Below are 25,228 nucleotides of genomic sequence, written 5' to 3' on the forward strand. Positions count from 1 at the left end.
TCGCGTCGATGCGGCCCCGGGCCTTCTGTCTTTGCGTGACAGAGCCCACGTCCTGGAGTGTTTGTCTTTGTGCGTCAGCTGATTTTCGCGCACATCGGGAAACTAATTCCTACCCGTCGCGATGATAAAGGCATCCCCCAGCCATTCGAGGCGATGTCATGGCCCCCATCTCATCTGTCGACCGTGGAGCAGCCGAGGCAGCCCGCAGGCGCGCGGAGGCGGCGCGAATCGCCGCCCAGGCCCAGGCAGCCGCCGCCAAGGTGAAGGAGAAGGCCGCTCGGAAGCCCCAGCCCCAGCAGACGCTCACCGCGTTCGAGGGGCCTCGGAAGGTGGGCGCGGAGCGGCTGACAGGGGAGAAGGCCTCGCCCGTGGCCAAGGGCCCGCTCGACGCCGCGCCCGCGGACCCGAAGGCTCGCGCGGGCTGGTGGAAGCAGCTGTCCCCCACGGAGCAGATGCAGGCGGTCAGCTCGGACCCGAAGAAGGTCGGCTCCCTGGATGGCCTGCCCGCCTCCGTGCGTGACACCGCGAACCGCCAGCAGCTCAAGAACGAGCTGACCCAGCTCACCGCCGAGGCCGACAAGGCCAAGAAGGACTACCTGGACAACCGCTCGCTGGGAGACAAGCTGCGCGACGCGCTCCGTCCGGGCAGCGCCGCGGACGAGCCCGCGGAGAAGTTCCTCCCGAAGGAGAAGCAGCACCAGTTGGAGAACGCGCGGGCGGTGCAGAGGCAATTGGAGCGGACGGAGAAGGAGGTCGGCTCCGCGCAGCTGCTCGTCTACGACTCCGCCTTCGTCAAGGGCGAGGGGCGCGCGGCCATCGTCGCTGGCAACCTGGACACGGCCAAGCACGTGTCGGTGAGCGTGCCCGGGCTCAACTCGGACGTGCGCGACTACATGGACAACATCACCAGCGACGCGCTGAACCTGCACAAGGCCGCGGGCAAGGAGCACGGCGAGGTCGCGACGGTGGCGTGGATGGGCTACGACGCGCCGGGCTTCCAGAACGTGGCGTCCGACAACGCCGCGGAGAATGGCGCGAAGCTGCTCGCCGCGGACGTGGCCGGCATCCGCGCCAGCCGCGAGGGCAACCCGCCCCACCTGACGGTGATTGGCCACAGCTACGGCAGCACCACGGCCTCCATCGCCGCGGACAAGAACGGCCTCCAGGCGGATGACCTGGTGCTCATCGGCAGCCCGGGCGCCGGCAGCGCGAAGTCGGTGAAGGACTACGACGGGCCGCTCGCCAACGGGCACGTCTGGTCCGGCTCGGCCAGCCGGGACTTCGTCTCCTGGCTCAACGGCAGCAACCTGCCGGGAGACCCGCTGGGCCAGGACCCGACCGAGGACCTGTTCGGCGCGAAGCGCTTCACCGCCGAGGCGACGGACCGCGGGGACAAGAGCAACTTCGAGGACCACTCCAAGTACTACCGCGCGGGCTCCGAGTCCCTGGGCAACCTGGCCGACATCGTCACCGGCAACTACGGCGGCGTGGACTCGGCGAAGCACCGCTACGGCGAGCACGACTGGTTCAAGGGCAACCGCGTCATCGACCCGGAGACGCAGCGCCCCGTGTCGTGATGCGGCCCGCGTGACTCAGGGCCGCGCGCTCCGGTGCTCGCGCAGGGCGCGCACCAGGGCCCAGAGCCCCGCCTCGGCGGCGACCTGGTTGTCATTGAAGATGACGGCCACGAAGGCGTCGTCCTCGGGGAGCCAGGCCATCACCGAGGTGAAGCCCTGGATGCCGCCGCTGTGGCCCAGCATGAGACCCGGCCCCTGGGGCACCTCGTAGAGCTGCACGCCGCGCCCGTAGGACATCGTGTTGCCCGGCTGGGACGGCGGGTACATGACGTCCATCGAGTGCATGTCCTGGAACATGCGCTGGACGGTGTCCATGGGCAGCAGCGCGCCCGACATCAGCGCATGCCAGAAGCGCACGAGGTCCTCCGCCCTGGAGGCCAGCGAGCCCGCGGCGTACGGGGTGGCGTAGTCGACCTGCGTGATGGGTGCTCCCGCCAGATGGCCACTGACGACCTGGGGGAGCGGAGCGTCGACCGTCCTCATCCGCGAGTGCGTGAGCCCGAGCGGCCCGGCGATGCGCTCCTGGAGGAGGTCCGCGAAGGGCTTGCCCTCCACCTGCTCGAGGATGCGTCCGAGCATGACGTAGCCCGTGTTGCTGTAGGCCCAGTTCGTGCCCGGGCAGAACTGGCGCGGATGCTCGGCGGCGACCTGAATCAATTCCTCCGGCGCGTGGTGGGGACCGTCCTCGAAGCCGGGCAGGGCGTTGAAGCTCACCAGCCCGTGCGTGTGCTCCAGCAGGTCCGCGACGGTCATCGACTCCGCGCCCTGCACCTGCGGGAACCAGGTGGAGACCGGCGCATCCAGCGAGAGGCGCCCCTCGCGCGCGAGCTGCGAGACGAGCACCGCCGTGAAGCTCTTCGTCACGCTGGCAACCTGGAACAGGGAGTCGGGGCCCACCGCCTCGCGCGTGTCCGTGCGCGCCACGCCGCGTGTCGCCGTCCATAGCCCTTCTCCCGGCAGGGCGACCGCGACGCTGGCCGCGGGCACGTGTTTCAGGACCGAGTCCAGCGCGGTGTCCAGCGCCTGGGTGAGCCCGGCGTCGAGCGCTCCGGTGAGGGAGCGCTGGGCGGCGAGCTTCGGCCAGACGGACTCGGGGGCGCCGCGGCGGGTGGGGCCGCGGTAGGTCCGCTCTCCGGTGCAGCGCTCGGGGCCCGGGTTGGAGCTCGCGCATCCCAGCAAGAGCAATCCCAGGAAGCAGGTCCAGCGTGTCATCGGGTTCATGGCATACGCTCCGGGGAAGGAACGGGCACGTCGTGAGGATGTCGCGGAGACGTCAGCCGAATCGCTCCTTGAGCACGGCCGCGTAGCTGCGGCTGAGCGGCAGCGGTGACTCCACTCCGCGCAGGTACACGTCGCCCCCACCGCCGAGCCCCCGGTCCACGCGCTCGACGAGCGTCAGGTTGACCAGGGCGGAGCGGTGGATGCGCGCGAAGGTCCGCTCCGGCAGCCGGGCCTCCCACTCCTTCAGGGGCCGAGGCGAGAGCGTGCACATCCCGCCCACCGTCACCAGCTCCACGTAGTCGCCCGCGCCGCGCAGGCAGACCAGTTGGTCCACCCGCACGAAGCGCGACTTCGCGCCGTTCTCCAGGAACAGCATGTCCGTCTCGGTCAGCTTGTGGCGCGAGGGCGCTTGCGAGGGAGCGGGCTTGTCCTTCTCCGTGTCCTCCAGGCGCGCCAGCGTCCGGGCCAGCCGCTCCGGGTGCACGGGCTTGAGCAGGTAGTCGAGCGCGTTGACCTCGAACGCCCGGAGCGCGTGCGCGTCGAAGGCCGTCACGAAGATGACCTCCAGGCGAGGCTCCGGCAGCCGGGCGAGCAAATCGAACCCGCTCTCTCCCGGCATCTGCACGTCCAGGAACAGCAGCTCCGGCTTCAGCTCGTCGATTCGCGCGAGCGCGCTGGCCACGCTGTCCGCCTCGCCCACCACCTTCACGTGGGGGAAGGGCGTCAGCATCTCGCGCAGCTCGGCGCGCGCCAGCCGTTCGTCATCCACCAGCAACGCGCGCAGCGGGTGCGTCATGTGACTCCTCGGCGAGAATCGGGGTCCACTCCTGGGCGGGCAGCTCCACGCGGACGCGCACCCAGCCCTCCTCCTCGGAGGTCTCCAGCCGCGCGCGCTCCGCGTAGAGCTGGGCCAGCCGCTCGCGCACGTTGCGAAGGCCCGTGCCCGTGCCCTCGGGGCCCATCTCCCGAGCCGGCGGCGCCCACACGCCGGTGTTCTCCACCAGGATGCGCAGCACGTCGTGCTCCCGCGTGATTCCCAGCCGCACCCGCACCGGCAGCTTCCCCGACGCCAGCCCGTGCTTCACTGCGTTGTCCACCAGCGGCTGGATGAGGAACGCCGGCACGGAGAGCCGCTCGGTGCCCGGCATCACCGACACCTGTACGTCCAGCTTCTCCTCGAAGCGCACCGACTCGATGCTCAGGTAGCTGCGCACCATGGCGAGCTCCTCCTCCAGGGGCACGTGCGGGCTGTCCCCCTTCTGGAGCGAGAAGCGCAGGAAGTCCGCCATCTCCGTCACCATGCGCCTGGCGCGCGCCGGGTCCTCGCCAATCAGCGCGCGCACCGACGTCAGCGCGTTGAACAGGAAGTGCGGACGCACCTGGTGCCGCAGCGACGCCAGCCGCGCCTCCTGCGCCAGGGTGGCCGCCTTCAGCGCCCGCTCGCGCTCGTCCTGCCACGCCTGGGCGTGCTTGATTCCGAAGTACAGCCCGCTCCAGCCCAAGAGCGTCACCGCGTAGTCGAGCGCGGCCCTGCCGAACATCATGCGGTTGGTGCGCCAGTTGTACGTGTCATACAGCCACGTGGCCCACACCTCGGCGAGGCCCATCCACACCACGCCGAATACCGCGCTGGTGGCCATGGCCCAGGCGGCCTGACGGGTGAATCCGCCGGGGAACAGCCGCTGGTAGCCCAGCCGCATCAACGATGTGAGCACCAGGCCGAACATCGCCCGGCTGCCCTTGGCCATGAGCAGTGATACGGTCCGCCCATCGGCCGCGGCCGCGGGCAGGAAGGTGACGATGAGCAGGAGCGCGTAGAGCCCCCAGCCGCCGAACTGCATCGGCCAGAAGGAGGGCCTCGACGCCGCGCGGGAGTCCATGCGCGGCAGGGTACCAGAGGCCCCCGTGAGCGACGACGGACCGACGTGTTCGCCTGGCTGCTTCATCGCCCGAGCATCGAGCGCAGCAGCGCGGCGAAGGCGGTCATCTCCTCCACCGTGCCCACCGTCAGCCGCAGGCGCGCGGCCTCCGCCGCGATGGGCACGGTGGGCTGGGTCGTCAGGTGGAAGCCGTGGGGCGCGAAGCGCACGGGCAAATCCAGCAGCTCCGGGGGCAGGGGCATCCAGACGAAGTTGGCGTGGCCCGGCACGTACTTCATCCCCACCGTGTCCAGGGCCTTGGTGGTGATGCGGCGCGCGTCGGTGATGAGCTTGCGGATGCGCGGCACGAAGGCCTTGTCCTGGAGGCTGGCGAGCGCGGCCTCGATGGAGAGGGCGTTGGGCAGCGTCATCTGCCGCTCGGAGAGCTTCTTCACGAGCGCGGGCTGGGCCAGCGCGTAGCCCACGCGCATGCCGGCGAGGCCGTGAATCTTGGAGAAGGAGCGGGTGATGATGACGTCCTTCCCCGCGCGCACCTGGTCGACCATGGAGAGGCCGGGCGCGGGCTCCAGGTATTGGAGGTAGACCTCGTCCACCAGCACGGTGGCGCGGGGGGCCACGGCCTCGCAGAAGGCGCGCAGCCGGCCCGAATCGACGATGGTGCCCGTGGGGTTGTTGGGATTGCAGACCGAGACGAGCTTCGTGCCCGCGTCCACGCGCGCCGCGAGCGCGTCCAGGTCGTGCGTCATCGTGGCGTCCAGGGGCACTCGCTGGACCTTGCCTCCGGCCCGCTCGGCGTAGGTGGCCACGATGGGGAAGGACGGGTCGGGACAGATGACGCCGCCGCCTCCGGACGCGAACTCGTTGGCGATGAGGACCAGCGCCTCGAAGGCGCCCGCGGTGAGCAGGACGTGCTCGGGCGTCAGCCCCTCCTGCTCGGCGATGAGGCGCTTGAGCGCGTCGACGCGGTCCTGGGAGGCATAGCGGCTGGAGAGGTGGAGCGACTCGCGCATCACCCGCAGGGCGCCCTCGCAGGGGCCGTAGCGGTTCTCGTTGAAGAAGAGGCGGACGGGGTCCTGGCTCCAGTTCTTGCGAGGGGCGGGCGCGGCCATCGACAGCTCGGGGCGGACCACGAGCGCGGCGGTGGCGCCGGCGAGGAGGGCTCGGCGGGTGGGAAGGGGGTGGGGCACGAGGGTTCTCCCTGCGCGAGTGGGCGGGGTGTGGGTTCGCGCCAGGGGGAGGTTAGACGTTCCCGCGGGCTTCCGGGGGAGGGGCATCTGTGAGGCGCACCCGGCGTCGGTGAGTGGCGAGCCGCGTCGACGAGCTGCGGCATTCCTCGGGCCTACAGCCGGGATGGACGCAGCACCTTTCGCGCGTCGATTCCCGAGAATGTGATGGGGAGGCTTCGAGCCATGTCTTTCGATTCCGTCGGCCGTATCCGTCGTCCGGTGGTGGAGTTGCCCAGGCGCAGTCCTCCTCCACCGCCCGTCGAGGCGAAGCCCGCCGCGAAGCCCACGGGCTACTCCCAGGCGGACACCTTCGAGGCGAAGCCCGCCGCCGAGTCCTCGGCGCCCGCGGGCAACACCTGGTCCGGAGACCTGCCGTTGTCGGAGGCCCGCAACGCGCACCGCACCAACACCAAGGAGGAGTTCCAGGCCGCGCTCGACAGCGACGCCAACTGGTTCGAGGGGGATGTCCGCAAGGAGATCAACAACGACACGCCGGAGATGCGTCACGACAAGGCGCACGAGGACGGCGACAACCTCACCCTCAATGAATGGCTGACGATGGGGAAGGAGTCCGGGCGCGGGCTCAAGCTCGACATCAAGGAGAGCGACCAGGTGCCGGCCGTCCTCGATGAAATCGAGAAGGTGGGCATTCCCCAGGACCGGCTGATGCTCAACCTGGGCTTCGACGCCATGGAGAAGTGGGGGCCGGAGATTCGCGAGCGCTTCCCCAATGCCATCCTCGCCATCAACCCGCCCACCGACGGCGAGGTGAAGGCCGCCGATGCCCGGAAGATGGTCGAGCAGGCCGAGAAGTTGGGCGGCCCCGTCACCTTCGTGGTGCGCCACGACAAGCTGTCGGACGAGGCCATCGAGACCTTCCTGCCCGCGGGCACCGTGTCCGTGTGGGGCGAGGCCGACGACCCGGTGAAGGCCGCCGAAGCGCTGCGCGAGCGGGGCGTCAACGGCGTCGTCGACATCGCCGGGCCCCACGGGAACAACTGGGGCGGCAAGGTGGACGCCGCGAAGAACTGGTTCCGCACGCAGTGGGACAAGGCCTTCGGCGGCTGAGTCAGGCTGGCGGTGGACGGGACGCCACCGCCAGGCCTTCTAGGCGCGGGGCTGGGACTGCCGCAGCCACGCCACCGTGTCGCTCAGCGTCTGGCGGTGGGCGCGCGGCTGGTAGTCGAGCTCCTCGTGGCTCCACAGGGTCTTGAAGCCCCAGTGGCACGTGGACATCTCGAGCACGACGGGGTCCGGCAGCTTCTTGAGCGGCACCTTCGAGCCCAGCTTCGCCAGGCCCTGCACGACGAGCGTGGGCACGTCGGGCTTGTCCACCTTGATGCCGGCGACCTCGCCCACGCGCTCGAAGAAGGTGCGCAGGGACAGGGATGTCCCGGGCAGGTGGTACGTGTCGCGCCAGGTGTCGCGCCGCGCCAGCTTCGCGAGCGCGTGCGCCACGTCGCGCACGTCGGTGAAGGCGATGCCGCCCGCGGGGATGAACGGCAGCCGACCGTTGAGCACGCGCGCGACGTTGGTCGTCGAGCGGCCCAGCGTGTCGCCGGGCCCGAGCAGCACCGGAGGCCGCACCACCGTCAGCTCCACGCCCAGCTGCTTCGCGAGCTTCCTCGACTGCTCCTCGGCGCGAATCTTCGACAGGTAGTAGGGCCAGCGGCCGACGACGCCCTCCGCGTAGAGCGAGTGCTCGTCCGCCTCGATGGTGGCGTAGGGGAAGCAGCCCACCGTGCCGGACGTCGACACCAGCACCATCCGCGCGTCGAGCGCCTTCGCCGCGCGCACCATCGCCAGGGAGCTGTCGATGTTGAAGCGCACCATCTCCTCGGCGTGGTGCCGGCTGTGGTGCACCATGCCCGCCGCGTGAATCACCACGCGCGTGCCCTTCGCCTGGGACAGCCACGCGTCGGGCTCCATCGGCGTGCCCGACACTTGCTGAACCTTCGCGTCGAGCGGCGAGCGCACCAGGGCAATGGCGTCGTCGCCCAGGACCTCGAGCAGGTTTCGCCCCAGAAAGCCGCTGGCACCCGTGACGAGCGTCTTCACGACTGCACCTCGCCCCGCCACGCGCAGGCCTGCTGGAACTGGGCGAGCTGGGCCGCGTTCGGGCCCCACTCGAGGTCGTCACCCGAGGGCTTCACGATGTCGAGCGACAAGAGCGCCTGCACCACGCCGTCCAGGTGCGGACGGTGCGCCACCGGCACGGCCTTCAGCTCGCACGGCGCGCTCACCTTCGTCGCTTCCAGGTAGTCGCGCACCACGGGCTCGAAGAGCGCCTTCACCACCGCGTCGACGCGCGCGTCGCCCATCTCCGCCAGCGGCGTGGCGCACCAGCGGTAGCGCGACAGGTGCGTCTCCAGCGCGGGGTTGCCCGGCTGGCGCGCCAGCACGTCGCCCGCGAACCAGTTCTGCCACTGGTTGCGCAGCGAGTGCGCCAGCGTCGGGGTCAGGGGCGAGGGCACCGGCAGCTCGCTGGCGATGACGCGCCCGCCCCGCCGCTCGATGGCGTCCTTCAGCCAGGCCTCGTCGACACCCGGAATCGGGTGCTCGGCGAGGAACGCGCGCAGGTGGAAGCTGCTCACCGTGGTGTGGCGCTGCAGCTCGGCCATCACCGTGTGGCTCAGCGCGCGCACGTCCGTGTCCGGGCCCATCGCCTGGGGCTGGCCGCACGCCACGTGGACGCGGCCCAACTGCACCTGCCCACGCGCGAGCCGGCCCAGCCACGACATGACGCCCGTGAGCGTCATCTTCGGGCGCGGCTTGCCCGACAGCTCCTCGCACAGCGACGCCTCCTCCGGGAGCCGGTCGTAGGAGATGGCCACCGGCAGGACGACGAACTGGCGCCCCGTGTTTTGCAGGGCGCGCAAGAGGCCCCGCTTGGGCGGCAGCATCAGCCGCGCGCGGCTGCGCTGGCCCTCGATGAAGAACATGAGCGAGGCGTTCTTCTCGGTGAGCCGGCGCAGCTCCTCGCCCAGCTCCGGCACCTCGCGGCCCACGCCGCGCTTGATGAAGAAGGCCTGCGAGTCCTTGAGGATGGGCCCCACCACCGGAATGCGGCCGAACTCCTCCGCCGCGGCGATGTGCGGCATGGAGATGCCCAGCTCCGGGTGCTGGAAGCACAGGTAGCTGGTGAGCAGGAAGTCGAAGTAGCTGCGGTGCGTGGGCGCCAGCACCACCAGCGCGCCCGGGGGCACCTGCGCCATCGCGCGCTCGAACGAGGGCCGGTCGAACGTCACGTCGCTGGTGCAGTGGCGGAACGTCTTGCGCAGCGCATAGCCGAACACCTTGAGCGTGGTGTTGGCGGCCGGGCGCTCCTTGAGCCACGTGCCGTCCGCCCGCCCGTCGTCGTGCTTGGGCCCGGCGAAGGACACCTGGGACTCGTCGCGCGACAGCAGGTGGCGGTACATGCCCTCGTTCACCACGCGCACGTACTCGCGCGGCTCGAAGCCGGGGACCTCCAGCGGCGCGGAGCGCACGAAGTCGAAGGTGTGGTGCGTGAAGTACGAGAAGCCCTCGTTGAGGTACTGGACCTTCTGGTCCGCGCGCACCAGCTTGCGCAGGGCCTTGCTCTGCCCGAGCACCGTCAGGGCGGCCTTCTGCAACTGCACGGGCAGCTCGCGCCGCACCAGGTCCGCGGCGTCGAAGCCGTGGTCCTTGCGGCCGACGAACATGTCGGGCGCCTTCACCACGCCGGGGCGGTGCTTGAACCACTCGATGGTGGCCGCCGCCGCCATGTCGATGCGCAGCGCCCGCTGCACGCCCATGGTGGCGTGGACGATGGGCACCGGCTGACCCTCGGCCGGCATGGGGCCGAACACCGCGCGCACCACTTCACTGGCCACCACGTCCACCGGCACCACGTCCAGGCGCACCGACGGGTCCGCGTTGAAGGCCCGCACCACGCCCAGGCCGCTGTACAGCAGGCACCCGGCGAGCGCCGCCGGACTGTCGAGCCAGCCGGGGAAGGGCGCGCGGTGCGCGGCCGACACGATGCTGGGGCGCACGATGACCACGGGCACGTGGCCGCGCCGCTCGCAGATGAGGTGCTCGGCGACGCTCTTGGTGAGCGTATAGGTGTTGGGGTGGCCGGTGAGCGTCAGCCACTCGCGGCCGTCGCCTTGCGCCACCTGGAACGCCTCGTAGAGCTCCGAGGCGGGCTTGGGCAGGTGCGCCAGCTTCTCCTCGACGGGGCCGGGGCGCCAGACGCTGACGTACGCGGTCGACACGTCGACCATGCCCACCACCTTGGGGCACTCGCGCGCCAGCTCCAGCACGGACAGCGCGCTGCGGATGTTGGCGGACGTCGCCTGCGCGAGCGGCAGGTCGAACTCCACGCTCGCCGCGCAGTGCACCACGTGCGTGACGCCGCCGCGCACGGCGTCCCGGTCCGCGGCGGACAGGCCGCAGGCGGGCTGCTCCAGATCACCGCTCACCACGTCGACCTGCTGAGTCCAGCCGGCCGGCAGGCGTGAGAAGCACGCGGCCTGGGCCACCTTGGCGAAGCGCTCCGCGGCCGACTGCACGCGGCCCTGACGGTCCTTGGACTCGCGGACCAGCACGGTGACGCGCTCGACGCCCTGGTGCAGCAGCGCCTCCAGCACCACCTTGCCGACGAAGCCGGTGACGCCGGTGAGAAAGACATGGCGGGACATCAGTGAGGCTCCTCGTTCGGGGTGAGCGCCACCGGGCCGTTGATGCCGCTGTTCGACGCGCCGAAGACGTTCTCCGGGTCGATGGCCGCCTTCACCTTGCGGTTCAGCGCCAGCGCGCCCTCGGAGTAGACCTCCGGCAGGAAGTCGCGGCGGATCTTTCCGACGCCATGGTGGTGCGACAGTGAGCCGCCCGCGGCGAGGATCTCCTCGCGCGCCGCGTGCTCGAGCGCCGCGTAGGCGCCCACCGGGTCCTCCACGCCCTTCGCGTAGAAGCCCAGGTAGAAGTAGATGACCACACCCGTCTGGTAGACCTGGGTGAGGCGGCCGGTGAAGAACACCTTGCCGGGCAGCTTCAGCGCGGCGTGCTCCTTCTCCACCCGGCGCTGCACACGCTCGTAGAGCTCCAGCGCGCGGCTCCACGGCACGCTCGTCTCGAAGCTCTCCGCGATGGCCCAGTGCTCGAAGGTGAGGTCGCGGATGTAGGCGATGCCGAAGGTGAGCTGGTAGCCCCGCTCGCCGTTGGCGCCGCCGCCCTTCATGCCGCCGTGCGCCGCGGCGATGCGGTACAGCGTCTTCTCCTGGAAGTCGACCTCCTCACGCGAGCCCTCGAACACGATGGTCGCCACCGCGAGCTTGTACGGGTCGAACCCCTTGAGCTTGGTGACGACGACCTTCTCCAGCTCGCTCTTCAGCTTCGCGGCCAGCCCGTGCTTGGCGGGCTTGAGCGCCTGGCCGAAGTGGAACTGGGTGTTGTCCATCACCCGCACGCTGGCGGGCACCGCGCCGGACTGCTGCAGCTCGTAGAGGAACGCCAGGCCCTCGGCCAGGTCGGGGAAGATGACCGAGCCATAGCGCTGGACCTCGGGCAGCGGGAAGAGCTTCACCACCGCCGTGGTGATGATGCCGAAGTTGCCCTCGCTGCCGAACATGTACTGGCGCGGGTTGACGCCCACGCTCTCACGCGGCGCCTGGCGCGGGCGCTCCACGATGCCCTGGGCGGTGACGACCCGCATGTCCAGCACCAGGTCCTCGATGTTGCCGTAGCGGTTCTTCTTCATGCCGCTGGCGTTGGTGGCAATCCAGCCGCCCAGCGTGGAGAACTCCAGGCTGTCGGGCTCGTGGCCCATGGTGAAGCCGAACTTCGCCAGCTCGCTCATCAGGTGGCGGCCGGTGGCCCCTGCCTCGATGCAGGCCATGCGGTTGACGGTGTCGATCCAGAGGACGCGGTTCATCTGCCGCATGTCCACGGCGATGACCAGGCGCGCCTCCGACAGCGGGATGCGCAGGGCCTCGGTGACGTTGGTGCCGCCGCCGAAGGGGATGACACACGCGCCGTGCTTCGAGGCGGTCTCCACCAGCTTCACGACCTCGTCGTGGCCGCGCGGGAAGACCACCAGGTCCGGGACGCGGTCCAGCTTCGTGTAGCGGATGGCCCAGATCTCCCCGCCCGTGTGCCCGTGGCCCCGGCGCAGCCGCTGCTTCGGGTCGTCGGTGAGCTGGTCCTCCTTCAGGAAGGCGCGCAGCGCGGTGAGCAGCGCCTCGTCCTTCTTCGCCTCGGGAATCTGGGGCGGGTAGTGGGGCTCGTTGCGGTTGTCGTAGCCCAGCGGCGAGGCCAGCTTGGCGGCGAACCACGGCATCAGCTCCGGCAGCGCCACGTTGCTGATGTTGTAGCGGGTGCCCGTCAGCAGCGTGCTGCCATCGGGTTGCACCACGAAGCGCGTGTCCTCGAAGCCCCAGCCCTCGAGGGATTCGACGTCCTGGGACGCGGGGGAGACGGGGGGCGTGAAGCGCGTGTCTCCAGACGACACGGTGGACGACTTGCCGTCGAGGCGCTCGCCGGTTCCGCTCTGCACCGCATTACCCAGACGGTGCAGCAATCCTGATTTGTCAGCCATGGTCGCGCGCAGTGGTACATAGGGTTGCTCGCTGCGTCAACGCGCGCGCTTTGCGCAGGTGCGCACCGCGTTACGCACTTTCGGAACGCATCGTCTCGTAAATGGGCTAACGAGACCCGTGGTCTCGTAATCCGGCTTCTTCCGAGACAAGAAGTCTCGTAAAGAGAAGCCATGCGTGCAGGCCGACCGAGGGACGAGGGCGTGCGCCGGGCCATCCTGGTGGCGGCGCAGGAGCTGGTGCTGGAGCGGGGCTATGCGGCCGTCACCATGGGGGACGTGGCGAAGCGGGCCGGTGCGGGGAAGCAGACCCTCTACCGCTGGTGGCCCGGCAAGGGGGCGCTGGTGTTGGACGCGTTCTCGGAGTGGGTGAGCCAGGCGCCCAGGCAGCGCGGCCCACGCAAGCCTTCCCTGTCCTCCACGCTGGTGGAGCTGTGCCGGGGCGCCTCGGAGGCGGCGCCGGTGCTGCGCGCGCTGATGGCGGAGGCGCAGTTCGACGAGGACCTCCACCGGCGGCTGGTCGCCCAGCTGGTGCGGCCGCGCGGCGACGAGCTGCGGGCCTGCCTCGTCGACCGGCGGCCTGCGGACCGGGAGCTGGTGGTCAACGTGCTCTCCGGCCTGGTGTGGCAGCGGCTGATGCTCAACGAGCCGCTCGACGCGCGCTTCGTGCGCTTCGCCCTGAGGGTGGTCGAGCGCATCTGAAGGGGGCAGGCGGCCGGGCGGGCCCCGCCTGGGGGCGGGGTTGGAACGGAGTTGGCCGGCCCGTTCCCGCTGTGCTAGCTAGCGCCCAGCCACTCGACGCTCCGATGGCGGCGCGGCATCTCGTCGCGACCGTAGGGTGTCCTCGGGTGGCATTTCTTCGGCTGGCGCCTCCCGAGCATCGACCCCGTTGTTGCTGGAGGCCTACATGTCGACGTCCGAACTGCCCGTCCTCGAGTTCATCCTCGCGAACTACAAGAACTTCAACGCGCGGGCGACGCGCGACTCGCTCTTGTCCTACTGGGACCACGTCTCCACGGGGGGGCGGATGTTCTGGAGCGTCGCGGGCGCGATGTCGTCGGCGCAGCTGGGCATCACCCTGGCGCCGGCCATCCGCTCGGGCCTGATTCACGGCCTGTCCGTCACGGGCGCCAACCTGGAGGAGTCGCTCTTCCGGCTCGTCGCGCACGCGGCGTACAAGGACTTCCCGGAGTACCGCTACTTCACCAAGCAGGACGACACGAAGATCCTCGAGCAGCGGATGCGCCGGGTGACGGACACGAGCATCCCGGAGGACGAGGCGTTCCGCGCGGTGGAGAAGTTCATCGTCCCGATGTGGAAGACGGCGACGGAGAAGGGCCAGCGCCGCTTCTGGCACGAGTACTTCTACGAGGTCATCCAGATGCTGGACCCCTCGGCGTACGAGGGAGATCCGGAGGCCTGCTGGCTGCTCGAGGCGGCGCGGCGCAAGCTGCCCATCGTGGTCCCCGGCTATGAGGACTCGACGTTCGGCAACATCTTCGCGTCCTACGTGAAGTCGGGCGAGTGCAGCGCGAGCATCGTCAAGTCCGGCATCGAGTACATGGCGGACTTCTATGACCGCTACGAGGAGCTGTCCGCGGGCCAGGGCGTGGGCTTCTTCCAGATTGGCGGCGGCATCGCCGGTGACTTCCCCATCTGCGTCGTCCCCTCCATCAAGTACGACCTGCAGAAGCCCGTGAAGCCGTGGGCGTACTTCTGCCAGATCAGCGACTCGACGACGTCCTACGGCTCGTACTCGGGCGCCACGCCCAACGAGAAGATCACCTGGGACAAGCTGACGGAGACGACGCCGATGTTCGTCATCGAGTCGGACGCCACCATCGTCGTCCCGCTGATGCTGCGCGCGCTGCTCGAGTGCCAGGGCAACCCCAAGGCGGCGGGCGCCCTCATCGCGAAGCACCGCGGCTGAGACGTTCGCAGGGCTGTGACGGCTTGCCGGGGCGGTCCGTATCTCCGCCCCGCGCCGGATTCGCCGTGACGTGGCCGCCTCGTGGAATGCTCCCACGAGGCCTGGCCGCTCCGGCGCCGAGGTGACGCTCCTCGAGGGTCGACGTGCTCGGGTGCTCGCGCATTCCCGCGAGCCGTGCTGGCGCGCCTGGAGGCCCGGTGAGGCCCGGTGTCGACCGGTGGGCACTGGCCCTGGCGGGCGAGCCCCGGGCGCGGGTGCGGGGCGCGGGTGAAACACAGGCGGGGCGCGTGATGCGGGGTGTGTCGGCGCCCGCATTGTCTGTGATTGTTGCCCTGGAGTACGTCTGTGTTTCGGGTTGACGTCAGGGACGGGCGTGGTGATGTATGAGCCGCCCGGTCGTGAATCGTGCCGTGCTCATCCAGGGAGACATCGGGTTTCCGACCGGGCGTGATTCATCACCTGCCCGAGTGGCTCGCTCCGCGCTGTCGTCAGGCGTGGACAGGAAGGGACGCGTGCAATGAAGCCTCTGCTTGAACTCATTGGAGAGACCGCGCCGTATGCCAGGGCGTTCGACGTGACGGTCAAGGATGATGTCGTGCTCGGCTGGTTCAAGCCCGAGCAGCGGCGTCACGCCGAGACGACGTTGTTGAGCCTCTCCGAGACGCTGCGCTCCATGGCCCTCCACGGCGCCCTGATTGGCGCCGCGGCGAACCCGGTGAAGGCCCGTCACTACTACCTGGGCAGCCGCGCCGAACTCCGGGTGTTCCCGGTGGAGGCCACCGAATCGGAGGTCTTCCAGTGCGTGGGACGCCTGGAGGGTATCGACCGCTCGAACCAGTTCCCCATCTATCGGGTGAGCGGGATGTGTCTGACGGACAAGGGCGAGCGCTACGCGGAGCTGGACGGAGCCTTGCTGGTCCTGACGGAGGAGGAGTTCGTGGGGCTCAAGGGCGCTGATGCGTCGGCGCGGCCCTCGTGGTCCCCCGGGCAGCCGAGCCCGTATGCGGACCCCATTCGGCCCATGACGCTGGAGTGGATGGAGCCCGGGAGGATGCTCCGGGCGTCACTGCCGGGGTTGGCTCGCGAGGACTTCGCGGGCCACTTCGACCTCCGTCCGCTCTGTCCCCTGACCCTGACCCTGGCGAATGCGTGCTCGTTGGTGGGGCACTTCCCCGGGTACGGGAGGTTCTGGATCAGCCGCTGTGCCATCTCCTGCAAGGACGTGGTGGACCCGGGCCAGGCGCAGCGGATCGTCTGTGTCTCCGACGGGGCGGGCCGGTTCGTCATCACCGTGGAGAGCGACGCGGGCCAGCGGCTGGGCCGTTTCAAGCTCGAGGTCGTGCCCGCCTGAGACCCGCGACGTGATTCCCGATGTTCCACATGGAGGTGACGTGATGCTCAAGGATGAACTGGTGGGAACCTGGAAGCTCGTGTCCATGGAGTACGTGCAGCCGGATGGCCGGCGCAGCCACCCCTTCGGAATCCACCTGCTGGGCTGCCTGATGTACGACGCGCACGCGAACATGTCCGTCCAGCTCATGCGCGGAGACAGGGCCTTCTTCGAGTCCCCGGACCCGCTGGCCAGCAAGCCCCAGGAGGCGAAGGCGGCGATGGATGGGGCCGCCTTCTACTTCGGCACCTACTCCGTCGACGAGGACGCGCGCGTCGTGTCCCACGCCATCGAGGGGAGCCTCTTCCCGAACTGGGTGGGGGTGGTGCAACGGCGGCATGTCCTCGTGGAGGGCGAGAAGCTCTCGCTCCGGACCGACCCCATGCCCTTCGCGGGGGGCAGCGGGGTGATGGTGCTGACCTGGCGCAGGCTGAGCGGCCGGGCGGGCACGCCGAGCCACTGAGGGCCCGCTCCGAGGCTCGAACCTGGAGCGCGTCCACCGCCCCGGATGGACTACGCTGGGCGGCCTTCGTCGGAAAGGTCGGTGCGTGTCCCATGGGTGGTGGTCGTGTGCTCTCGCCAGTGCTCCTCGTCGGTGCCGGGATGGGGGAGGCCACGTGCGGCATCCTCTACCTGGCGAGCTACCTGCGACGCGGCGGCATCGAGGCCTTCGTGCGGCTGTACGACGGCGACGAGACGGAGGCCGAGGTCATCCGCTCGTTCGAGGCCCTGGTGCGACGCGTGCGCCCCAAGCTGGTGGGCATCAGCCTCAAGTGGTTCCACCACGTGGACCGCGCGCTGCTCATCGCGCGGACGCTGCGGAAGATCGACCCGTCCATCCGCGTCGTCGTGGGCGGCAACTCCGCCTCCTTCTGGTGGCGGGAGCTGCACGCGTTCGACTGCATCGACCACGTGGTGCTGGGGGACGGTGAGCGGCCGCTGCTGGCCCTGTGCCAGGGGGAGGATTCGCCGCCCAACTGCGTGAGGCGGGACCCGGACGGCCGGGCGCGCCGGCTGCCGCTCGAGTACGTGCAGGGCGCCACCAACACCGAGGACGTCTTCTACTCGCACTTCGACGAGATGTTCCTGAGCCAGCTGGACCTGAGCTCCTTCTCCGGCTGGGTGGCGCCGGGCAAGGGCTGCGGCGAGAACTGCCTGTACTGCGGCGGCGCGCGCGGGAACCAGAAGGCCGCCTTCGGTCGGGCGAAGCCCTTCCTGCGCTCCGAGGAGAGCGTGCGGAGGGACCATCAGGAGATCGCCGGCAAGACGTGGCAGATGCGCTACGACTTCGCGGGGAGCTCGGCGGAGTTCCTGGGCAGCACCTGGGCGGGCGTGGACCTGTCGCGCCACTGCTGCACGTACTTCCTGTGGGGCGTGCCGCGCCTGGAGCTCGTCGAGGCGCTGTCGAACACCTTCGAGCGCGTCTACATGGTGGTGGACATCGGCTGCTTCTCCGAGAAGCAGCGCCTGGAGCAGATGGGCCGCGGGCTGCTCAAGCCGTGCGCGAAGGACCGGGAGCTGCTCGAGCTCATCGAGGGCTGCCGCCGCTACAAGAACCTGGGCGTCGAAATCTCCGGCATCGGCGGGCTGCCGTTCGCCAGCGAGGCCACGCTCGTCGAGGAGCTGGCGCTGGTCCAGCGCATCATCGACCAGGACTGCGTGGTGGGCTACCAGCGGCTGGAGTCACAGCCCGGCGCGCTCGTCACCGAGCACCCCGCGCGGTTCGACATGGTGAGCGAGGCGCGCACGTTCAACGAGTTCCTCGACTTCTTCGAGCGCCGCGAGCCGGGGGACGTGTCCGTCCCGATGATTCGCTTCCGCGACGCGAAGCTGGAGGCGGCGGTGCAGCGCACCTCCGAGCAGGTGGACGCGCTGGCGTGGAAGCACCGCGACGCCCGACGCAACCTCGACGTCAACGGGCGCACGCGGCTGGTCAACACCGCGTCCTCGCCCCGGCGCTTCTCGCTGGGGGACTGGCTGGGCAGCCACCGGGCTCCGGTGAAGGTCGCGCGGGAGGAGGTGACCGTCCTGCGCTCCGTCGACGGCATCACCTTGAGCTGCGCGCCCACCGTCAACCCGCGCAGGTTCTCCGACCCCACGCTGGTCCAGGGCGACGACGGGGCTATCCTGCTGGCGGCCCTCGCCGCGTTCGAGCGCCCCACCACGGTGTCCAGCGCGGTGTCTCACCTGGGCAGCAAGGCCCGGCTGGACCCCCACTCCGCCCGGGAGGTCATCGACCACCTGGTGGAGGGGCGCTTCCTGCAGCCGGGCTGAGCCTCACAGCTCGGTGGAGCTCTCCGCCTCGTCCGCGCTCCTCGCCGCGTTGCCCGGGGGGACGGGCGAGAGCAGGAGCCGGCCGAGCACCAGCGCGAGCACCGCCGCGCAGGCGCTCGCGGCCAGCACGCCCAGCTTCGCGCCCGCGAGCAGGCCTGGGTCCGTGAAGGCGAGCTGCGCGATGAACAGCGCCATGGTGAAGCCCACGCCGGCGACCAGGCCGAGCACCACGAGGTGGCGCACGGTGAGCCCCGCGGGCAGCGTGCCGATGCGCAGCCGCAGCGTCGCGCCGATGGCGAGCAGCACGCCCACGGGCTTGCCCACGACGAGGCCCACGGCCACGGCCATCGCCACGCTCCAGGCGGAGGCGCCGAGCGTCCCGCCCGAGAGCTGGACGCCCGCGTTGGCGAGCGCGAACACCGGCATGATGCCGAAGGCCACCCAGGGGTGGAGGGACTCGATGAGGCTCTCGGCGGGAGACAGGGCCTCGCGCCGCGCGACGTCCACGTGCCGGAGCACCCGTGAGAGGTCCTCGGGCGAGTGCGCGCCCTTGGCCTGTTGCCCGAGCGTCTCCAGCTCCTGGCGCACGTCGACGAGGAGTCCCTGGGGGCCGAGCCACGCGCGCACGGGCGTCATGAGCCCCACGATGACCCCGGCGATGGTCGGGTGGATGCCCGCGGCGTAGATGCCCGCCCACGCGACGAGCGCGGGGACGACGTAGGCCCACTTCGAGCGCACGCCCACTCGCTGCATCGCGAGCACGCCGACGAAGCCGAGCGCGGCCGTCAGCAGCCCGACGAGCGAGACACCCGAGGAGTAGAAGAGCGCGATGACGACGATGGCGCCCAGGTCGTCGATGACGGCCAGGGCCAGCAGCAGCACGCGCAAGGCGGGCGGCACGCGCTGGCCGAGCAGCGTCAGGATGCCGAGCGCGAAGGCGATGTCGGTCGCCATCGGGACGCCCCAGCCGCTCTTCGTCTCGGGGGCTCCCGCGAAGGCGAGGTAGAGCAGGGCCGGCGCGAGCATCCCGCCGAGCGCCGCCGCGATGGGGAGCGCCGCCCGGCGCCACTCGGACAGCTCGCCGTGGTGGACCTCGCGGCGGATCTCCATGCCGACGACGAAGAAGAAGATGACCATCAACCCGTCGTTGACGACCCACTCCAGCGAGCGCTCGAAGCTGAACGCGCCGAGCCGGAAGCCGACGGGGGTGTGCCAGAGGCGGGTGTAGCTCTCCGCCCACGGGGAGTTGGCCCAGGCGAGCGCGACGGCCGCGGCCACCAGCAGGAGGATTCCGCTCGCGGCCTGGATGTGGAGGAAGCGCTCGAGGGGGCGGCTTGCCAGGCGCACGAGGCGGAGCAGGGGCTCCCAGGCCTCCGGCGGAGATGTGGGACGGGGAGGAACAGGGGTCGACATGGCGCATCCTCGCCGGCGATTCATCCGGCTCGGATGGCGGCCCGACCATCCACTGTCCTGCAGCGGTGTGCTGCACCCTTGCGTTGTGTGAGGCCCGGGCACCTTCTCACAGGCGGCTTCGTGGGTCGACGAATACCGGCGCGTGGAGGGCTCACGTGTTGCCTCGGAAGGGGATGCCCGAGGCGCGGAAGAAGACCGCCGTCAGGGCCGCTGGGAGCGCGGCGAGCAGGGGGGAGAGCAGGCCGTTGGGCCCGCCATTCATCCTGGCGGGTATCTCCAGGGTGACGAGGAGCCCGCCCGCGGCGGCGAGCAGCAGCAGCGCCCGGAGGTCCGAGGGGCGCGCTTCTGGAGCGATGACCAGCTTGAGGGCTCGCCAGGCTGTCAGGCCCCCGGTGAGTGCTGCCACGAACTGGGAGAAGGGGGGGATGGGGGAGCCGTGGAAGGCGAGGCTCATCATGGTGTGGCCGACCAGGCTCACGACCACGGTGCCCAGGCCCCCCAGTGTGGTGAGCGCGGCCGAGATGACGAGGACCCATCGCGGCGGTGCGAGGGTGGGGGTGCGCCCGAAGGTGAGGTCCTCGGGTGTCAGGCGCCGTGCCTCGGGGCCATCGAGCTTGAGCAGCGCCTTCACCGCGAGCATCCGGCAGGAGCGTCCCTTCCGGTCGCGCACGGTCGTCAGGGTGCCGGAGCTCAGCAGTTCCCACAGGACAGCGCCCAGCTCGGGCGGCCCGCCTCGTTGGGCCACGTCGCGCAGGCGGGCGCTCAGGGTCTCCACGTCGAGCGTGGTCTCGCCCTGCTGGGCGAGCACGGCCTGCTCGGCGAGGCCGCGCATCGTCGCCACTTCCATCGCGGTGAGGTCGGACTGCGAGGGCTCGAGCACGGCGCGCAGTCTATGCCAGACGTGTGTGTTTGAGGCACGGGCCCGCGTGTGAGTGTTCAGCGAGGGGCCGAGGACCTCGCGAGCGCTGGTGCGCGTGGCTTCCGCGAGGACGCGCCGTGGGCGTTGGAGCGAGGCGCCTGGGCCCGTGAGGGCTCCGGCGTGAGTGAGGCTCCCGGGTGGCCTCATCGTGAAGAGGGCGGCGCGAGGAGCCAGCGAGTCATGTCGGGCCCCGGCGTGTGTGATGCTCCCGCGCGACCCCATTGTAAAGGAGCCGGCGCGAGGAGCCAGCGAGTCATGTCGGGCCCCGGCGTGAGTGAGGCGCGCCCGCGACCTCATCGTGAAGAGGGCGGCGCGAGGAGCCAGCGAGGCATGTTGGGCTCTGGCATGTGTGACGTTCCCGCGCAGCCTCATCGTGGAGGGGGCGGCGAAAGGCGCCTGGGCCCGTGAGGGCTCCGGCATGAGTGAGGCGCCCTCGCGACCTCCTCGTGAAGAGGGCGGCGCGAGGAGCCTGCGAGTCATGTCGGGCTTCGGCGTGAGTGAGGCGCCCTCGCGACCCCATCGTAAGGGAGCCGGCGCGAGGAGCCGGGCCGCATGTGCGACCCTGGCGTGCGCAGCTCCATCCGACCTCCATCGCGGCAGCTCAGGACCCAGGCGCGAGCAGGGTGATGTGCAACCTGCGCAGGTGCGCATGCTCGCTGATGACGTTGAACGCGGCGACGCGGTCTCCCGCGATGTCGACTTCGAGGACCAGCCGCAGCCGTCCCCGTGGAGCGACGACGATGCCGGGCTTGCCGTCGATGAGCGCGACCCGGGCGAAGCGCGCCCGGCCCGTGTTGGTGAGGGTCTCCTCGGCCACGCGGCGGGCACCGCGTACCTCGGCCGGTGTCGCGGGCCGCAGCGCTCCCGCGTCCGCACGCCGGACGACGTCGGGGGCCAGCACCGCGAGGAGCGCGTCCAGGTCACCGGCGCGCGAGGCGGCGAGGAACGCCTCGATGACCTGCCGGTAATGGTCGAGCTCCGCTGGGGAGCCCAGCGGCCTGCCTCGCACGCGGTGCCGGGCACGGCTCGCCAGCTTCTTCGCGGCGACGGGCGAGCGCTCCACGATGGTGGCGATGTCCTCGAAGGGCAGGCTGAACAGGTCATGCAGCACGAAGGCGATGCGCTCGGCGGGGCCCAACGTCTCGAGCACCACCAGGAGCGCGAGCCCCACGGACTCGGCTCGCACCGCCTCGTCCTCCAGGCTCGGCGTCTCGCCCTGGGCGAAGGACTCCTCGAGCAGCCCCGTGTCTGCCGGTGTCTCGCCTCGGTGCTGGCGAGCGCGCAACATCTCCAGACAGACGCGACTGAGGACCGTCGTCCACCATCCATCGGGATTGGCGATGGCGCGCGTGTCGGCCCGGCTGGCGCGCAGCCAGCACTCTTGCACGGCGTCATCCGCCTCCTCCGCGGTGCCGAGCATGCGGAAGGCCACCGCGCGCAGACGACTCCGGGCGCGCTCGAAGGTCGCGGAAAATTCAGCGGAAATTCCCACCGGTCACCTTTCGAGGTCGTGGTTCATCAACACGGTGGAAGCGATGAACGACACGAACGCGACGAGGAGCCGAATATGCCGACGCTGATGGTCCGATACAAGGTGAAGGAGGAAGGTGTTCCCGAGGTGCTGGCCGCGGTCCAGGCGGCCTTCGCGGCCATCGAGGCGAAGCGACCGCCGGGCCTGCGGTTCGAGTACTTCCACCAGCCCGAGGGCCACGAGTTCTTCGGGCTGCTGGAACTGGAGGAGGGCGCCGAGAACCCCCTGCTCGGCATCCCCGAAGCCCGTGCCCTGCAGGCCACCGTGGCGCGACATGCCCTCGGAGGCGCCCCGACGCCTCAGCCCTGGGTGAAGCTCGGCTCCCACGGCTTCGCGCGCTGAGGCCGAGGCGCGCTCAGCGTTCCCGATAGAGGGCTTCCATGTTGTTGCCATCGGGGTCCAAGACGAAGGCCGCGTCGTAGCCCGAGGGATAGCCCTGGGCGGTGTCGCGCAGCCCCGGCGGGCCGTTGTCGATGCCGCCCGCTTGCACGGCCGCCGCATGGAAGGCGTCCACCTCCGCGCGACTGCGCGCCGCGAAGGCGGTGTGCTGTCGCACGCCGTGCGGGTGGAGGCGGTCGATCCAGAAGATGGGATACGTGATGCCGTAGCCCACGCCGACGGTCTGCCCGTCCTCCGCGAGCTGTTCGGCCCGCCGCAGGCCGAGCGCGCGACATCCGCGACGCCCATTCCCGTGGGGTCAATCACGCTGTGTCCCTCCAGGGTTCGAGCGGGCGGGAGGCTCGCCACGAACGGAAGCTTCCTGAAGCCCTGTCCCCACACGAGCCCGGGTTTCTCGAGCATGCGAGGGGCCTCCGGCGGGGGCACGCACGGACGCGACGGCGCGCGCGTTCGGAGGCATGATGGATGAGCGCCGTCGACCTCGCGGAGGACGCACGCGCGCCAGGAGCCACGGGCGGTGGCTGGGGGAGCGCGGGAATGTCGGAGTCGGTCGAGCTGAGGTGCCTCCGGTGTGGTGCGCCGGATGCGGGGAACGTGGCGCGATGTGTGTGCGGCGCCAGCCTCCGGGTCGATGTGGTGTTGCGGGACGCGGTGGTGGACGAACGGGCGCGCTTCGCGCTCGCCCGGGCCATCTCGCAGCTGGGCCCGCCTGCTCCCTCGTTCTCCGAGGCTCGAAGCCTGCTCGCCAGGGCGGGCGCGCCCCTGGCCCACGGTGTCTTCCGCGCCTTCGCGGAGAAGCTCCTGACGGTGCTTCGCGCCCAGGGCGCCCGCGCGGAGCTGCGCCCCTTCGTGGAGGTGGCGGTCCTCTCCGAGGAGCCCGCGAGGGGCGGTCGCCGCGCGCTCCTCGGCGTGCTGCTCCTGGTCGCCGTCGCGGTGGGCGTGTGGGTGGCCCGCTCCCCACGCTTCGCGCAGGCGCGCTCGGAGGTCCTGTCCCTCGCCTCGGGTGAAGCGCCTCCGGGCGACAAGGCCCCTGGGCCCGTGGCCCTCTCCACCGCGGAGATCTCCCGCCGCGCGGGGCCGAGCACCCTGACCCTGCGGTGTGGGAGCAAGACGGGCTCCGGCTTCTTCGTGGAGCCGGAGCTGGTGCTGACCAACGAGCACGTGGTGTGCCCGCCGGGCAAGATGATGACGGCGGTGCTCGCGGATGGGCGCGAGCTGCTCGGCGAGACGGTGGCCAGCGACGTGGACCTGGACCTCGCCACCGTCCGGGTCGTGGGCGCGAAGGCCGCGCCGCTGCCGCTGGGCGACGTCACGCGCCTGGAGCCGGGAGACCCGCTCGTCTTCATCGGCAGCCCCCAGGGGCTGGACTTCACCGTGCACGAGGGGAAGGTGGGCTACGTGGGCCGCCATTACCTGGGGACGGGCTACGTGCAGTTCAACGCCTCGGTGAACCCGGGCAACAGCGGTGGGCCGCTGCTGAACGGACAGGGCGAGGTGGTGGGCGTCGTCTCGATGAAGATCGAGAACTCGGATGGCCTGGGGCTGGCGCTGCCCATCGCCTACGCGAGCAAGCTCGTCCCGGTGCCCACCACGCCCGAGTCCACGGAGCGCTGGAAGGCGCTGCTCGAGCGCGTGGCTCGCGACGAGGCGCGCGAGGCGCAACGCTTCCAGATGGACACCGAGCAGCAGGTGCTCCTCTCCGTGCAGCGGGTCGACGGGCTGGGGCTCGTGGTGCTGGTGCTCGAGCGGTTCGACTCGCCGCCCACGTCGCTCAAGCGCCGCATGGAGCTGGAGGCGGAGGGGAAGACGTGCACGTTGGACCTGGAGTTCGAGGACTGGCGGCCGCTGAGCCAGTCCCTGGCGGCGCAGGAGGACTCGCGGCGGTTGCGCTGGTTCCTCTCGAAGGGGCTCACCCGGGGCATCCACGTCGGCGGCGCGCGGCTGCCCGTGGAGACGTGCGCGCTGCCCGCGACGGGCACGGCGTCACTGAAGGCGGGGCAGGGCAGCGGTGAGAACCTGGAGCGCATCGAGGTGTCGCTCAAGGACGTGCGGGACGCCCGCGACACGTGGAACCGCAACCCCACGGGCATCCAGCGCTGGGAGCGCGAGCGCTTCAAGCAGCGGCTGGTGGGGACGCAGTCGCGCGAGGAGGAGGAGCGGTGGCGCACGTCCTTCGGCAAGGCCCGGGCGCGCGTCGCCCGCTTCGAGGAGGAGCGCACGCGCCTGCGGCAGGACGAGGCCTCGGGCAAGCCCGTGGCCCGGCGCCAGCAGGAGGTGGAGGCGGAGCTGAAGCTGGCGAGCCAGCAGCTCTCCGAGCTGGAGCGCTACGCCACCGAGAAGAACGTGCCCGCGGAATGGCGGCGGTAGCGCGCCGCTCCGCGCGGGGGGCCGCGGAAACCTGACACAGGGCTGTCGGCGCCGAGGACCATGAATACGGTGACTCCGACACATCGACGTGTCGGCCATTCCAGGAGGTGGAGCGTGGAGAGTCCCGTGGAGGTGGTGGAGGCGTACTTCGAGGCCTGGACGACGAAGGACGAGGCGAAGCTGCGTGGGACGCTCGCCTCCGAGGTGAGCTTCGTCGGCGCGCTCGGCACGGCGCAGGGTGCCGAGGCCTGTGTGAAGGGGCTCGTCAACGGCATGTGGAAGGTGTCCCCCCGCATGCGCGTGCTGCACCGCTTCGTGGACGGCCCGGAGGTGCTGACCTGGTTCGAGATGCATCCGTACGACGGAGCGCCCACGCCCGTGGCCAACTGGTGCCACGTGGAGGAGGGACGCATCACCCACATCCGCGTCACGTTCGATCCACGCTCGATTCTCGAGAAGCGTTGACGCGAAGGTCTGGCGGGATGGGAATTCCCGGTGGCTGTCTTTCGGGGCCCTGGGAGGCCATGGTTTGCGGGAACCCATCC

21 protein-coding genes are annotated in these 25,228 nt (G+C 70.5%); 10 read left to right on the top strand and 11 right to left on the bottom strand.

Translation table 11 applies throughout. The features are described from left to right. Positions 1-158: 158 nt before the first annotated feature. Positions 159-1,577 carry an alpha/beta hydrolase gene (locus K8625_RS29750; protein WP_223784613.1) on the top strand — a complete coding sequence of 473 codons (1,419 nt, stop codon included), beginning with the start codon at positions 159-161 and terminating at the stop codon, positions 1,575-1,577. Between the two features lie 15 nt (positions 1,578-1,592). Here K8625_RS29750 and K8625_RS29755 read toward each other — a convergent pair whose 3' ends face one another. The 4 genes from K8625_RS29755 to K8625_RS29770 are packed head-to-tail and all read right to left on the bottom strand — an operon-like array spanning position 1,593 to position 5,865. Next, complete coding sequence (locus tag K8625_RS29755; RefSeq protein WP_223784614.1) at positions 1,593-2,798, bottom strand: serine hydrolase; 1,206 nt, start codon at positions 2,796-2,798, stop codon at positions 1,593-1,595. A 52-nt stretch (positions 2,799-2,850) separates the two neighbouring features. Then, the gene (locus K8625_RS29760; RefSeq protein WP_223747999.1) at positions 2,851-3,594 is read right to left on the bottom strand and encodes a LytTR family DNA-binding domain-containing protein; all 744 of its coding nucleotides are present in this window, start codon (positions 3,592-3,594) and stop codon (positions 2,851-2,853) included. Next, complete coding sequence (locus K8625_RS29765; RefSeq protein WP_223784615.1) at positions 3,560-4,744, bottom strand: sensor histidine kinase; 1,185 nt, start codon at positions 4,742-4,744, stop codon at positions 3,560-3,562. The genes K8625_RS29760 and K8625_RS29765 overlap by 35 nt, the downstream gene beginning before the upstream one ends. Further along, on the bottom strand, positions 4,741-5,865 hold the full coding sequence (locus K8625_RS29770) for a histidinol-phosphate transaminase (protein ID WP_223784616.1): 1,125 nt from the start codon (positions 5,863-5,865) through the stop codon (positions 4,741-4,743). Before K8625_RS29770 ends, K8625_RS29765 begins: the two co-directional genes overlap by 4 nt. A 222-nt stretch (positions 5,866-6,087) precedes the next feature. Between K8625_RS29770 and K8625_RS29775 the strand changes: the two genes are divergently transcribed. After that, positions 6,088-6,972, top strand: coding sequence for an FAM151A/B family protein (locus K8625_RS29775; protein WP_223784617.1), 885 nt, complete (start codon positions 6,088-6,090; stop codon positions 6,970-6,972). A 39-nt stretch (positions 6,973-7,011) separates the two neighbouring features. Here the strand turns inward: K8625_RS29775 and K8625_RS29780 are convergent, their stop codons facing one another. The 3 genes from K8625_RS29780 to K8625_RS29790 are packed head-to-tail and all read right to left on the bottom strand — an operon-like array spanning position 7,012 to position 12,463. Further along, positions 7,012-7,962, bottom strand: a complete 951-nt coding sequence (locus K8625_RS29780; RefSeq protein ID WP_223784618.1) for an NAD-dependent epimerase/dehydratase family protein — start codon at positions 7,960-7,962, stop codon at positions 7,012-7,014. Further along, the gene (locus K8625_RS29785) at positions 7,959-10,568 is read right to left on the bottom strand and encodes an SDR family oxidoreductase (RefSeq protein WP_223784619.1); all 2,610 of its coding nucleotides are present in this window, start codon (positions 10,566-10,568) and stop codon (positions 7,959-7,961) included. Before K8625_RS29785 ends, K8625_RS29780 begins: the two co-directional genes overlap by 4 nt. Continuing rightward, positions 10,568-12,463, bottom strand: a complete 1,896-nt coding sequence (locus tag K8625_RS29790; RefSeq protein WP_223784620.1) for an FAD-binding oxidoreductase — start codon at positions 12,461-12,463, stop codon at positions 10,568-10,570. Before K8625_RS29790 ends, K8625_RS29785 begins: the two co-directional genes overlap by 1 nt. Before the next feature lie 171 nt (positions 12,464-12,634). On the opposite strand from K8625_RS29790, the gene K8625_RS29795 reads away from it, so the two are divergent. The 5 genes from K8625_RS29795 to K8625_RS29815 all read left to right on the top strand — a co-directional run bounded on the left by K8625_RS29795 (position 12,635) and on the right by K8625_RS29815 (position 18,054). Next, entirely contained in the window at positions 12,635-13,162 is a 528-nt protein-coding gene (locus K8625_RS29795) for a TetR/AcrR family transcriptional regulator (protein WP_223784621.1), read from the top strand. Between the two features lie 205 nt (positions 13,163-13,367). Next, complete coding sequence (locus K8625_RS29800; protein WP_046711849.1) at positions 13,368-14,390, top strand: deoxyhypusine synthase family protein; 1,023 nt, start codon at positions 13,368-13,370, stop codon at positions 14,388-14,390. 517 nt (positions 14,391-14,907) lie between these two features. Continuing rightward, the gene (locus K8625_RS29805) at positions 14,908-15,741 is read left to right on the top strand and encodes a hypothetical protein (RefSeq protein WP_223784622.1); all 834 of its coding nucleotides are present in this window, start codon (positions 14,908-14,910) and stop codon (positions 15,739-15,741) included. 43 nt (positions 15,742-15,784) lie between these two features. After that, positions 15,785-16,243, top strand: coding sequence for a lipocalin-like domain-containing protein (locus K8625_RS29810; protein ID WP_223748008.1), 459 nt, complete (start codon positions 15,785-15,787; stop codon positions 16,241-16,243). A gap of 92 nt (positions 16,244-16,335) precedes the next feature. Continuing rightward, positions 16,336-18,054: a radical SAM protein gene (locus K8625_RS29815; RefSeq protein ID WP_223748009.1), complete on the top strand. Its 1,719-nt coding sequence runs from the start codon at positions 16,336-16,338 to the stop codon at positions 18,052-18,054. 3 nt (positions 18,055-18,057) lie between these two features. Here the strand turns inward: K8625_RS29815 and nhaA are convergent, their stop codons facing one another. The 3 genes from nhaA to K8625_RS29830 form a co-directional block, all read right to left on the bottom strand. Beyond that, entirely contained in the window at positions 18,058-19,467 is a 1,410-nt protein-coding gene (gene nhaA / locus K8625_RS29820; RefSeq protein WP_223748010.1) for a Na+/H+ antiporter NhaA, read from the bottom strand. Positions 19,468-19,618: 151 nt separating this feature from the next. Continuing rightward, on the bottom strand, positions 19,619-20,347 hold the full coding sequence (locus tag K8625_RS29825) for a hypothetical protein (RefSeq protein ID WP_223748011.1): 729 nt from the start codon (positions 20,345-20,347) through the stop codon (positions 19,619-19,621). A gap of 640 nt (positions 20,348-20,987) precedes the next feature. Continuing rightward, the gene (locus K8625_RS29830) at positions 20,988-21,878 is read right to left on the bottom strand and encodes a sigma-70 family RNA polymerase sigma factor (RefSeq protein WP_223784623.1); all 891 of its coding nucleotides are present in this window, start codon (positions 21,876-21,878) and stop codon (positions 20,988-20,990) included. Between the two features lie 75 nt (positions 21,879-21,953). Between K8625_RS29830 and K8625_RS29835 the strand changes: the two genes are divergently transcribed. Beyond that, complete coding sequence (locus K8625_RS29835; protein WP_223748013.1) at positions 21,954-22,259, top strand: hypothetical protein; 306 nt, start codon at positions 21,954-21,956, stop codon at positions 22,257-22,259. A gap of 13 nt (positions 22,260-22,272) precedes the next feature. Here the strand turns inward: K8625_RS29835 and K8625_RS29840 are convergent, their stop codons facing one another. Beyond that, positions 22,273-22,530: a glyoxalase gene (locus K8625_RS29840; RefSeq protein WP_305070927.1), complete on the bottom strand. Its 258-nt coding sequence runs from the start codon at positions 22,528-22,530 to the stop codon at positions 22,273-22,275. A gap of 251 nt (positions 22,531-22,781) precedes the next feature. Between K8625_RS29840 and K8625_RS29845 the strand changes: the two genes are divergently transcribed. Both K8625_RS29845 and K8625_RS29850 read left to right on the top strand, forming a co-directional pair. After that, a complete protein-coding gene (locus K8625_RS29845) occupies positions 22,782-24,683 on the top strand; it encodes a S1C family serine protease (RefSeq protein WP_223784624.1) in 1,902 nt (633 codons plus the stop codon). A gap of 114 nt (positions 24,684-24,797) precedes the next feature. Next, the gene (locus K8625_RS29850; protein ID WP_223784625.1) at positions 24,798-25,148 is read left to right on the top strand and encodes a nuclear transport factor 2 family protein; all 351 of its coding nucleotides are present in this window, start codon (positions 24,798-24,800) and stop codon (positions 25,146-25,148) included. The last annotated feature ends 80 nt before the right edge of the window (positions 25,149-25,228 follow it).

It is taken from the genome of Myxococcus sp. AS-1-15 (genome assembly GCF_020037055.1).
In the GTDB taxonomy this organism is placed as follows: domain Bacteria; phylum Myxococcota; class Myxococcia; order Myxococcales; family Myxococcaceae; genus Myxococcus; species Myxococcus fulvus.

What these genes read in the sequence shown, in the direction of transcription:
- K8625_RS29750 (WP_223784613.1), top strand. Translation starts at nt 159, where the DNA reads ATGGCCCCCATCTCATCTGTCGACCGTGGAGCAGCCGAGGCAGCCCGC.
- K8625_RS29755 (WP_223784614.1), bottom strand. Translation starts at nt 2,798, where the DNA reads ATGAACCCGATGACACGCTGGACCTGCTTCCTGGGATTGCTCTTGCTG.
- K8625_RS29760 (WP_223747999.1), bottom strand. Translation starts at nt 3,594, where the DNA reads ATGACGCACCCGCTGCGCGCGTTGCTGGTGGATGACGAACGGCTGGCG.
- K8625_RS29765 (WP_223784615.1), bottom strand. Translation starts at nt 4,744, where the DNA reads ATGAAGCAGCCAGGCGAACACGTCGGTCCGTCGTCGCTCACGGGGGCC.
- K8625_RS29775 (WP_223784617.1), top strand. Translation starts at nt 6,088, where the DNA reads ATGTCTTTCGATTCCGTCGGCCGTATCCGTCGTCCGGTGGTGGAGTTG.
- K8625_RS29785 (WP_223784619.1), bottom strand. Translation starts at nt 10,568, where the DNA reads ATGTCCCGCCATGTCTTTCTCACCGGCGTCACCGGCTTCGTCGGCAAG.
- K8625_RS29790 (WP_223784620.1), bottom strand. Translation starts at nt 12,463, where the DNA reads ATGGCTGACAAATCAGGATTGCTGCACCGTCTGGGTAATGCGGTGCAG.
- K8625_RS29795 (WP_223784621.1), top strand. Translation starts at nt 12,635, where the DNA reads ATGCGTGCAGGCCGACCGAGGGACGAGGGCGTGCGCCGGGCCATCCTG.
- K8625_RS29800 (WP_046711849.1), top strand. Translation starts at nt 13,368, where the DNA reads ATGTCGACGTCCGAACTGCCCGTCCTCGAGTTCATCCTCGCGAACTAC.
- K8625_RS29805 (WP_223784622.1), top strand. Translation starts at nt 14,908, where the DNA reads ATGAAGCCTCTGCTTGAACTCATTGGAGAGACCGCGCCGTATGCCAGG.
- K8625_RS29810 (WP_223748008.1), top strand. Translation starts at nt 15,785, where the DNA reads ATGCTCAAGGATGAACTGGTGGGAACCTGGAAGCTCGTGTCCATGGAG.
- K8625_RS29815 (WP_223748009.1), top strand. Translation starts at nt 16,336, where the DNA reads ATGGGTGGTGGTCGTGTGCTCTCGCCAGTGCTCCTCGTCGGTGCCGGG.
- nhaA (WP_223748010.1), bottom strand. Translation starts at nt 19,467, where the DNA reads ATGTCGACCCCTGTTCCTCCCCGTCCCACATCTCCGCCGGAGGCCTGG.
- K8625_RS29835 (WP_223748013.1), top strand. Translation starts at nt 21,954, where the DNA reads ATGCCGACGCTGATGGTCCGATACAAGGTGAAGGAGGAAGGTGTTCCC.
- K8625_RS29845 (WP_223784624.1), top strand. Translation starts at nt 22,782, where the DNA reads ATGAGCGCCGTCGACCTCGCGGAGGACGCACGCGCGCCAGGAGCCACG.